Source organism: Bacillota bacterium (assembly GCA_030705925.1).
Classification (GTDB): Bacteria; Bacillota; Clostridia; order Oscillospirales; family Feifaniaceae; genus JAUZPM01.
This window is the reverse complement of sequence record JAUZPM010000077.1, coordinates 1-9,380: the sequence shown is the minus strand read 5'-3', so window position 1 is coordinate 9,380 and position 9,380 is coordinate 1. Positions and strand designations below refer to the sequence as shown.

The following is a 9,380-nucleotide window of genomic DNA, read 5'->3' as shown; positions in this document are numbered from 1 at the left end:
TTTTCATCAATATCTGTTGATTATTGTCATCTTGCGTTATCCAAAATGAATTTTCGAATTTATTGCCCTCAATAGCATTTGAACCCGTAATATTTATTAAATAAAACACCGTATTTATATCACAGTTTTCAAGCTGAAGTGTGCCGCCATTTATAAACAGCCCGTCAATACCTGTGTTGCTCCCACTTATTGTGGCATATTCAATGTCAACAGTTGAGTTCGTGGCTTGTATATCGCTTGCTGTTATTGGATGTTCTGCCGTTCCAAGTAATTTTAACTCACCGTTCGAAACATCAATCGGCCCGCTTATTGCTGAACCTTCTTCAAAAGTTATAGATCCCCCGTCCACTGCCAGCCCAGATGAGCTTATATTGTCCGACTTAAGTGTCATATCCCCGCCTTGGATAACAGAGAGGATATTATTTTGGAATCCAAGCTGTATAGGCATTCCTATATCCAAGTTGAATTGCTGATCCAATTCACCGTATAATATTAATCCTGCGCCTGTGTTCCCTTCAAAATCAAACTGGTTAAGCAAGCCTTTTTGAAGGAAAAGTTCTACAGCGCTGTCAAATTTGTTATTTTTTATTATAATCTGTTGCGCGCTGTTTACAGCCTTAGCATCAATGCTCGAATCTCCGGTTGCATGACAGCCTTCAATATCTGCTGTGCCAGTGGCATTATCAACGCTAAATTGTTTCAAGGCGCAATTTATAAGCTTTAATGAACTATTATCTGTTCCTACATCCTGCTTTATGACTGAGTTTTGAATGTCTAGTGCTGAATCAGTGCCACTGACAGTATCAATCGTGGCATAATTTATTTTTGCAGTTGATTTACCGCATGAAACAGTACTGTTTATCGTACAAGTATCGCTCTCTGTCCCTTCAACATCTAAAGTTCCAGACTCTATATCAATAAATGGCGCGTTAACGGTCGCGCCATCCTTTACAGTAATACTGCCTCCGTTAATGACGGTTATCCCTTTTTCAAAGGTAGCTTCTACCCCCGGATTTATCGTCAGGTCAGCGCCGTCAACAATAAAGCTGTTAAACCCAGTACTATACGAAACACCCGACGAATATATGTATGGCGAAAACGACTTTGACAAAACAAGATCTTGATTAATTGTTGTGGTTATATCATCATCGGTTTCACCGAAACTTCCGATAACAATGGATGATTCACTAGTCCCTTTATATCCCGTGTCGCTATATACAGTCAGTGCAGCATAATAATATTTTTGAGTAGAGTCTCCATAGTAAGTATAGCTATATTTAGGCGATGAAGAGTCTTCGCTAACCACTATATTTCCATCATTGTCTTTTATGGTCCAATTATATTTTGAAATACTTCCCCAGCCATTTTCAACCGATGATAATGACGCATCAAAATTAAATGTACAATGAGCTGGAGATCCATAAGGACAGTCTGCGTTATGATCGCAATTCAAGCAGGCATGAACAGGGCTATTAACATTTTCATAACCATAACCTGTCGTTTCATTTCCTAAACTATCTATCGCTTTAACAGCAACCTGGTATGTATCAATTTTTGAAAAGTTATAACTAAAATTATTTTCGGTTCCGTCTTTAACTAATTCATTATTTATATACCATTTGTATTCGCTTATAGAACTTGCGGCATTAGATGTACTTGCAGTAAAACTAACTTCTCCGGGAAGCTCGTTCCAGCTGCTGTCAGGGGTCATACTAACGCTATATTGCTGCGAAGTTGAAGAGTCGGCTAAAGTTGTATTTGTTTCAATTTCATATATACAATCTGCGAGCTTTTGCAAATTAGATTTTATTATTTCCTGTTCTTCCGGGGTCGTGTCAGTCAAATATAGGCTATACCATGGTGAAACACCTATTTCCTTGCAATACATGCAGTGATCAATATAGTTGCTTATTATGGTATTATCATACCATTTACTTATGTAATTTGATAATACCAGCCCAGCATCTTTTGCGAGAAAGAAAGGCGCCGTCGGAGAAAACAGTTCTTCCAATCCAGCTTCAGATAATACAGTAACAAGGCCGGGAATATCTCCCTGTCTGGCTTCTTTAATTGCGTTTAAAGCCACAACACATCTGCCAACAGGCTTTAAGACATCACTTATAAAATCTTCTCCCGTTTCAAAGTGTTCCAGCGTTTGTTCTAACCCGCTTACCGATATGTTGGATATATCGACCGCATTGTCGGCACTTTCTAACGCTTCTTTCATCTCGTCGATGCATAGCTGGTCAGGGGTTTGTCCATTTAATATTTCATCTACCCAGCTTTGGTTTATCTCTTTGCCGTCTGTTGCAATCATTAAAAGCTCTTTAACTTGATCCGCACTTAAACAATCTGCTTTCGCTTTTATTGATGACACAAATGGCAGCGTCATGCCTACAATAATAAAAGCAATAAAAAATCTTATTAAATTCCTGTTAAATTTCACTTTATATCTCCCTTTATATGATGATATTTATAAATACCAATGCTTACACATTAATAATTATACATTTTAGTTTAATTGCTAATATATAAAAATAGCATCAATTTATCATAAAATATCACGTCATCTATTTATAAATATAAAAAACTCGAACCTATCTCTAATTTGAAATAGGTTCGAGCTTGCAGGCTGTCGAAAAAGAACGCTTACCGCAAAAGCGATTAAATATAGATGATAAAACAAAATGGAAGTATCGAGTCTTTAAACGTGCTGAGTGTGATCCGATACTTGTTCAATCCAGTTCAGCATGACGTCGATGGCAAGCCCGATATTGCCCAACTGGCAATGGTTGCCCGCTGTTTCTTTTGCCGTAAACATGCGCGCGGTGAGAGAACGCACGTTTGTAAGCGTTTTGATCTGTTCCGGCAGCTGCTCTATAGGGACATAATGATCGTCCTGCCCCGCAAGGAGAAGAACGTCCTGCGTAATGCGGGGTGAAAAATCCGCGGTATTGAACAGGGTTGTTTTTTGAAGAAAATCGTAGGGCGAATCACACCCCATAACATTCATCCCCTGCGTGAGCCCCCATTCTAGCATCAGGCTTTTCTGCATCATCTGCTTTATTAAGGCGTTTATCTCATCTTTTCCTGTCCCCTGAATAATCATACTTTTGAATTTGTCCCTGACTTCGGGCGGCACTTGACGCATAGTAACGGAGAAGAAGTCCGGCAAAAGATCATAACAGATCGCTCTTTTGACTCTTTTCTCATACGCTGCGGTCCGCAGAGCCAAACATCCGCCCAGCGACCCGCCAATCACGGTCACGCCGTCTACGTCGAAATAGTCGAGCACCGCTTTCGCAGGCTTTTCCCATTCGTGTGTCATTGGAATGCGGTAATCCTCCAACACGGTGCCTTGCCCAGGGCCATCGAAAGCGACGGTGTCGTATCCGGCATCCTTAAAAACCATGAACATGCGGGTGCATTCTTCGATATAGCCATCAAAACCGTTTAAAAAAACGATTGTCCCTTTTGGATGTTCAGGCGTAAAACGGTAGGCCGAGAGAAAACCGTCTCCGAAGGGAATCAGATGGTGCTGGTCTTTTGTGACCCCATAATATTCATTATTCAAAGATATAAACTGTCTGCGCAGTTCCTGCTTATTCGGGCTGCCTTCAGGAATGAAGAATTCAGCCCCGCGAAAGTATAGTGCTGCCTTAAGCTTATCATCCATTTTCAGTGCTTCTTTTCCAAGAGCAAGAAATGACTTGATATAGTCGTCGTAGGAATGAATGAATTCTCCCGCTTTTTTCATTTCATCAAGCATTTTTTGGTCATTCGACCAATTGTAAAAGCGATTCATTTGAAAATTGACGCTTTGATCCGGATGCAATTTATATAGCGCGACTGGAAAATCCTTTGTCGTCCACCTTTTCATAATTTGTAAAACTCCTTCCCTGTGCTTTCACCTCGTAGTATAATGGGGAAAAAGACGCGGTTCAATGATTAACACAGGCGGATCTGTTGCTTTTACGGCAAAGCCGCTGAAATCGTTGACTCCAAACGCGTTAATAGACAGGTGGGAGAAAATTGTCGAGTAATAATGACCTGCGTGTGGTCAAGACTCGCAGATTGATAATTGACGCTTTTGTCAAACTGCTGGACGAAAAAGGGTTCAAAAACATAACGGTCAACGATATTTCAGATAAAGCAATGATAAATCGATCGACGTTTTACCTTCATTATATGGATAAATTTGATCTTCTTCAAAAGCTCGTGAACGAGGCAATTGAAAACATATTGTGTCTGGTAGAGCCGCAAGCTCATATTGTAAATGGGAAACTGGATTACGAGGGCTTTTTGAACAATCTGAGCTGTATTATGAAGGCGGTCGAAAAAGATGCAGTGCTTTACAAATTCATCTTGAACGATAGAGAAATGCTCGGAATCAGCAGAGAATGGGAGAAAGCCCTAATTGAAAAGCTGGATACCTGCTTTCCCATGCAGCTTTCGATCTCAAGAGATTTATGCCTAGAGCTGATTTCTTCACTTTATGTTTCTATCATACGGTGGTGGCTCAATAACGATATGAAATATTCTCCGTCATTTTTGGCAAAAGAGCTTGTGAAATTTTTCAAATCGGGAGCAATTGGTCTAGTAGAACAGTCTGAATGAATCTCAAAATTTTACAACCTGCTCAATATTATTTTAGATTATATTTAAAATGCTCTTTGTCAGCTTCAAGAATCAGGTCTTTTTTGCTGTCCAATTCAGTTATTTCACGAATCGGATGACATGGATTGCCAAATGCCAGATAATTGTCCGGTATATCCTTTGTCACTACACTTCCGGCGCCGACGACAACATTGTTTCCTATATGCACGCCGCCAAGAATTGTTGCATTGCAGGCAATCCAAACGTTGTTTCCAATATGTATTTCATCGGCATACTCGGCCATTGTTGTGTGCCCATCCTTATCAAGCCCCATTCGTTCTTGGGCAATGAGCGGATGGGTCGTTGCCATCAAAGAAACATTCGGTCCGAAACATACATTGTCTCCAATGTAGATACGGGCGTCATCCATAACCATCAAATTAAAATTGGCAAAGAAGTTTTCGCCTATGTAAGTATGGCATCCGTAATTAAACTGAATCGGGCCTTGAAAATAATAAGTATTTCCAATTTGACCTATGAACTCTTTAATAATCGACTGCCTTTTAGAATCAAATTCATCCAAAGTATTATATTTCTGACATGCCAAATGTGCTGTATGCTTCATTACTCGCAATTCCTGACTCCTTGGGTCAAACATTTTACGAGCAAATATCTTTTCTTCCTCTGTCATTTCATAGCCTCCATGTTTTTAGTATATTCTATAAAGTCCGCCCGTTCTCCCTAATGGCCGCCCTGCTCGTATTCATATCCCTACGGTTGAAAAAGATGTGCATAACGCTCTGCAGTTCGCGCTGTTTAACGGGCAATAGCTTACAGTGCTTTTGTTTTGCCCGTTCAGGCATTTAACGGTTAAACACTCTGTTTTCAGATTTGTTCTTTCGCATGTTATGAATCAGTTTTTCAATCGGAAAAGGATTCCCGTGAGCAGGGTAAATACGTTTAGCACCTGTCCGAATGAGTTTCTCCCAGCTTTTATAATATTCGTCCATATCGCATATGAAAATGACGCAATATTTTGTGCCAGCAAACGGCAACATATGGGCGGCGGCGTCGCCGACAAGGCAATCCCCATCTGGGAAAAGAACAGAAATGGAGTCAACAGTGTGGCCCGGCGTTTCAAGAATTTTTCCGTCAAGAGGAATTCCGATGCTTCGGAGTTCCGGACCGCCTGTGAAAATAATATCCTGCTCCCTCACCTCATAAGGCGAAAATTTCAGATTTTTCGATTTATCCACCTTTTTGTGAAGTATCAATGAAACATAAGCCTGCTTGCGCCGAATAAAAAAAGCCACTCTCTTATTAAGCAGCCCACCGCCGTGCGTTTTGTCATTTTCACCTTTTCGTATCAGTTCACTGCACCGCTGAGACATGACAATTTTAATCGAGCTGTTCTCTTTTAGAATATGGTGCAGCAGACCGCAGTGGTCATCATGATGATGGGTTAAAAGAATATGACTTATCTGAGAAATGCTGACTTTTATTTCTTCAAGCCGCTGCTGAAACAACTCCCAGTCCTCTTCATAGCCGGTATCAATCAAAACATATTTGTTATCGACCTTGGCCAGATAACATGTAGTAACGCTGAGTTTAAGAGGAATAAGGTTCATAGCAATTTTCCTTCCTATGTATCTGAATTGCTTCTAAAATTAAAGCCGAACTTATCGTCCTATAATTCTTGTATTATAAGCTTTCGAGTTAGGATATTCAATAGATTATTTAAAATGAGCAACTTAAGAAGAAGTACAACAGCTGATCGTCAAGCTCTGCATCCGGGCAGGTTCAACCGACATCAAACCGGACGACACCGTCACGGAAGGCAAGCTTTCCGGCAGTTCGCAAACCCACACTATGAGCAAGTGTCTGGAAATCATCTTTCCCATATTTCGGAGAGAACAATTTAAAAATTTGGTACAACTGTCAGGAATGCAGACAATCATGGAAAAATATCTTGCAATTCAGAATATATCTCCGCACCAAATAGTGGTCATTATATTCATTTAACTGATTTAAATATATTAGAAAATGCTATTATCCATGTGGTATGCTCATTAAGTTAAGAGTGACAAATTTTGAATACATCTTATTTAACAATTAAGAAATCCATGTGCAGTTTGAATCCTGACACATGGATTTCTTTATGGCAATCTGGTCAAAAGGCACTTAAAAAGGCGCAGATTGATAGTGCCACGTTTTGAATTTTATATATTCTTCTGAAACACCGTATCGGTATCCCTGCATAAAAACTGGATGGCCCTGCGCCCTGAATCCACCGCTACGGGTAAGCCGCCGGGGCTTCTCAAACGCTGGCCGGCAAAATAAACGTTTTGAATGCTTTTTGGTTTGGACGGAAAATATTCCGGATTACTCCCTTTTTCCATTATGGACATCCACGAGCCCTTATAAGAATGCAGATACCGTTCATAAGTAAGCGGAGTTGCAACATCCCAAACGGCTACTTTCCCTGCTGTCTGTGGGTATTTTTTTGCCAATATCTCAATAAATGTCTTGGCAAGTTTCTCTTTTTCGGCTTGATAGTTTCCGTTCTCTTTGCAGGTTTTCCAGAAATCATAGCTGTCGCCGATTATGGCGGAAGTAACTGCCGTACAACCTTCCGGTGCATATCCTTTGTAACCTGCATAATTACAGATACCGATAAACGGCTGCGGAGTGCCCCCGCATACAAGTGGCTGATCCGGCACAAATTGTATTCTTTCCGGCAAATCGGACAAGTTCGTTTCAACACCCACGCCGATAAAGGTATCGAGTGTGGGCTTGGCATTTTCATGCATTCTTTCCGTCCATGGTTCTTGAATGGCGGGACTGAACAGTGTGTCGACAGCAGCAAGTGTATCCTGAGTAACGATAACGGCGTCTGCCAACATTGTCTTGTTGTCGACGATAACGCCGCTTGCGATGCCGTCCTGGATCGGCACTTTGGTGACGGTTTGGCCGTACAGAATCTTGCCGCCCAACTTCTCAAAGCGTTTCGCCATCCGGCTTGCCATGCCCAGAGAGCCGCCCACAGGATAACCGCCGTCACCGGATGCAAGCGTCGCGATGGTGAAAACCGTTCCGGCAGCGCTGTAATCGGGGCCTACGATACTCTCAAGCATCAACCGCAGCAGCGGACTTTTGAAACGGCGGGCATATTCTTTGATACTCTGATTGGAATAAAAGGATATGCGGGGAAATGCAGGAAGCATATGTAAAAGCATCGACAGAGGCATGGAAGATTTTTGTTTCACCTTTACGCCTTTAATGTCCACGACGGGCGCTGTAACCTTCGTGAACTTTTTAATATCTGAGCATAAACGGTTGATTTCTTTTTCGTCCTCCCATGAAAGCTCAAGAAAATGCCGGCGAAGCTTCTCAATATCACGATAAAGATATGCCATCCGGCCTTCAAAGTCAAAAGCCATAAACGGATCGCGGTTGTACATCTGTACTTGGTCGTCCAGTGCGCCGACCTCGCGCCAGAGCCTGTTCAGTGGAACTTGAGACGATGAGCCGATCAGCCAGTGCAATCCGCCTTCAAATAAATACCCATTTCTCCGCCAACTTGTAGAGGCTCCGCCCGGTTTAGTGTTGCTTTCGTAAATTGTCACGTCAAATCCGCTTTGAAGAGCATAAATGCCTGCCGTAAGCCCTGATATTCCGGCACCGATGATTGCAACCTTTTTCATTACGCTTTCCTCCTAATCATATCTACAACCCACTCGCTTTTAGGGCATGGTAAATCCGGATTCATTGCCATTTGCTCCGCAATGCCCTGAATTGCGCACCAATAAGCAATGCTCAGCGAGTATGGATCACCCTCACGAATCGTACCGTTTGCCTGACCTTTTTTCATCATCAATGAAGTCGGAGTATAGATATCAAAACCTTGAAGCAAGTCTTTTACGCTTTGCGGCGCCGCCGTGTTATAAAATGCCTGGCTCATTAGCACGAACATTTTAGCTGAAAACGGTTCCGCGAGGATGTAATGAAAGACCTGTTCCACCGTGTCTTCAAAAAACTCAAGCGGTTCTTTACTTGTAGGAACCATGATGTTCGCCGGCCCAGAAACACCATATCGGATCAACTCTTCATACAGCTTTTCCTTCGACTCAAAGTAATGAAACAAAAGCCCAACGCTCATTCCGACGCATCGGGCAATATCACTGATTTTTGTGGCTGCATATCCTTTGCGGATAAATAATTCAAGACCAGCAGACAAAATTTCAATTCTGCGTTTTTCGCGCTGTTCATCACGGACGCCCATTGATTAAACCTCGATTCATTGAATATATATTCAACATTATAGCACGGATTAATCACTTGTCAAGAGAATCTATATGCCATGTATGAAATTCTGCTTGCATACAACGCCATTTGCTCTAAATAAAAAATCCATGTGCGGGTTCATACCCTGACACATGGTTATGATAAATACCATTGCAAAAATAGCAATTTATTTTAAAACATTTCTATTAATAATTTTCGGTATTGTCGGTTATATAGCTATAATATTTGTAATAAAATATGTACCTCGTAAGCTTAGACTTAAACCATGCTGGTTTGAATCCTTCTATTAGCTTTTTACTGGCAGATCACGTCATTCGGTTTACTAAAACATTATACATTCGGATTAATATACCGGGTTCGTTTTTGCGTTTTGTTCTTATAATCAATTGCGCTGACCGGGCAGCTTTGTAAACACCCTAAACAGAATTCACAATGGTGATTCCATGCCGGCTTATTGTTTTTGACTGTAATATTCCTCA

Annotated in this window: 7 protein-coding genes; 1 reads left to right on the top strand and 6 read right to left on the bottom strand. The window is 41.4% G+C overall.

All coding sequences use genetic code 11. The features are described from left to right. Together Q8865_10070 and Q8865_10065 are read right to left on the bottom strand one after the other, a co-directional pair. The coding region (locus Q8865_10070) for a PKD domain-containing protein (protein MDP4153761.1) at positions 1–2,446 on the bottom strand (2,446 nt) is incomplete at its 3' end. 258 nt (positions 2,447–2,704) lie between these two features. Next, complete coding sequence (locus tag Q8865_10065; protein ID MDP4153760.1) at positions 2,705–3,880, bottom strand: alpha/beta fold hydrolase; 1,176 nt, start codon at positions 3,878–3,880, stop codon at positions 2,705–2,707. A gap of 152 nt (positions 3,881–4,032) precedes the next feature. On the opposite strand from Q8865_10065, the gene Q8865_10060 reads away from it, so the two are divergent. Then, positions 4,033–4,617: a TetR/AcrR family transcriptional regulator gene (locus Q8865_10060; GenBank protein ID MDP4153759.1), complete on the top strand. Its 585-nt coding sequence runs from the start codon at positions 4,033–4,035 to the stop codon at positions 4,615–4,617. A gap of 28 nt (positions 4,618–4,645) precedes the next feature. Here the strand turns inward: Q8865_10060 and Q8865_10055 are convergent, their stop codons facing one another. The 4 genes from Q8865_10055 to Q8865_10040 form a co-directional block, all read right to left on the bottom strand. Continuing rightward, positions 4,646–5,287, bottom strand: coding sequence for a sugar O-acetyltransferase (locus tag Q8865_10055; GenBank protein ID MDP4153758.1), 642 nt, complete (start codon positions 5,285–5,287; stop codon positions 4,646–4,648). Positions 5,288–5,459: 172 nt separating this feature from the next. Beyond that, complete coding sequence (locus Q8865_10050) at positions 5,460–6,224, bottom strand: MBL fold metallo-hydrolase (protein MDP4153757.1); 765 nt, start codon at positions 6,222–6,224, stop codon at positions 5,460–5,462. 591 nt (positions 6,225–6,815) lie between these two features. After that, positions 6,816–8,300, bottom strand: coding sequence for an NAD(P)/FAD-dependent oxidoreductase (locus Q8865_10045; protein ID MDP4153756.1), 1,485 nt, complete (start codon positions 8,298–8,300; stop codon positions 6,816–6,818). Then, positions 8,300–8,878: a TetR/AcrR family transcriptional regulator gene (locus Q8865_10040; GenBank protein MDP4153755.1), complete on the bottom strand. Its 579-nt coding sequence runs from the start codon at positions 8,876–8,878 to the stop codon at positions 8,300–8,302. Before Q8865_10040 ends, Q8865_10045 begins: the two co-directional genes overlap by 1 nt. Positions 8,879–9,380: the final 502 nt, after the last annotated feature.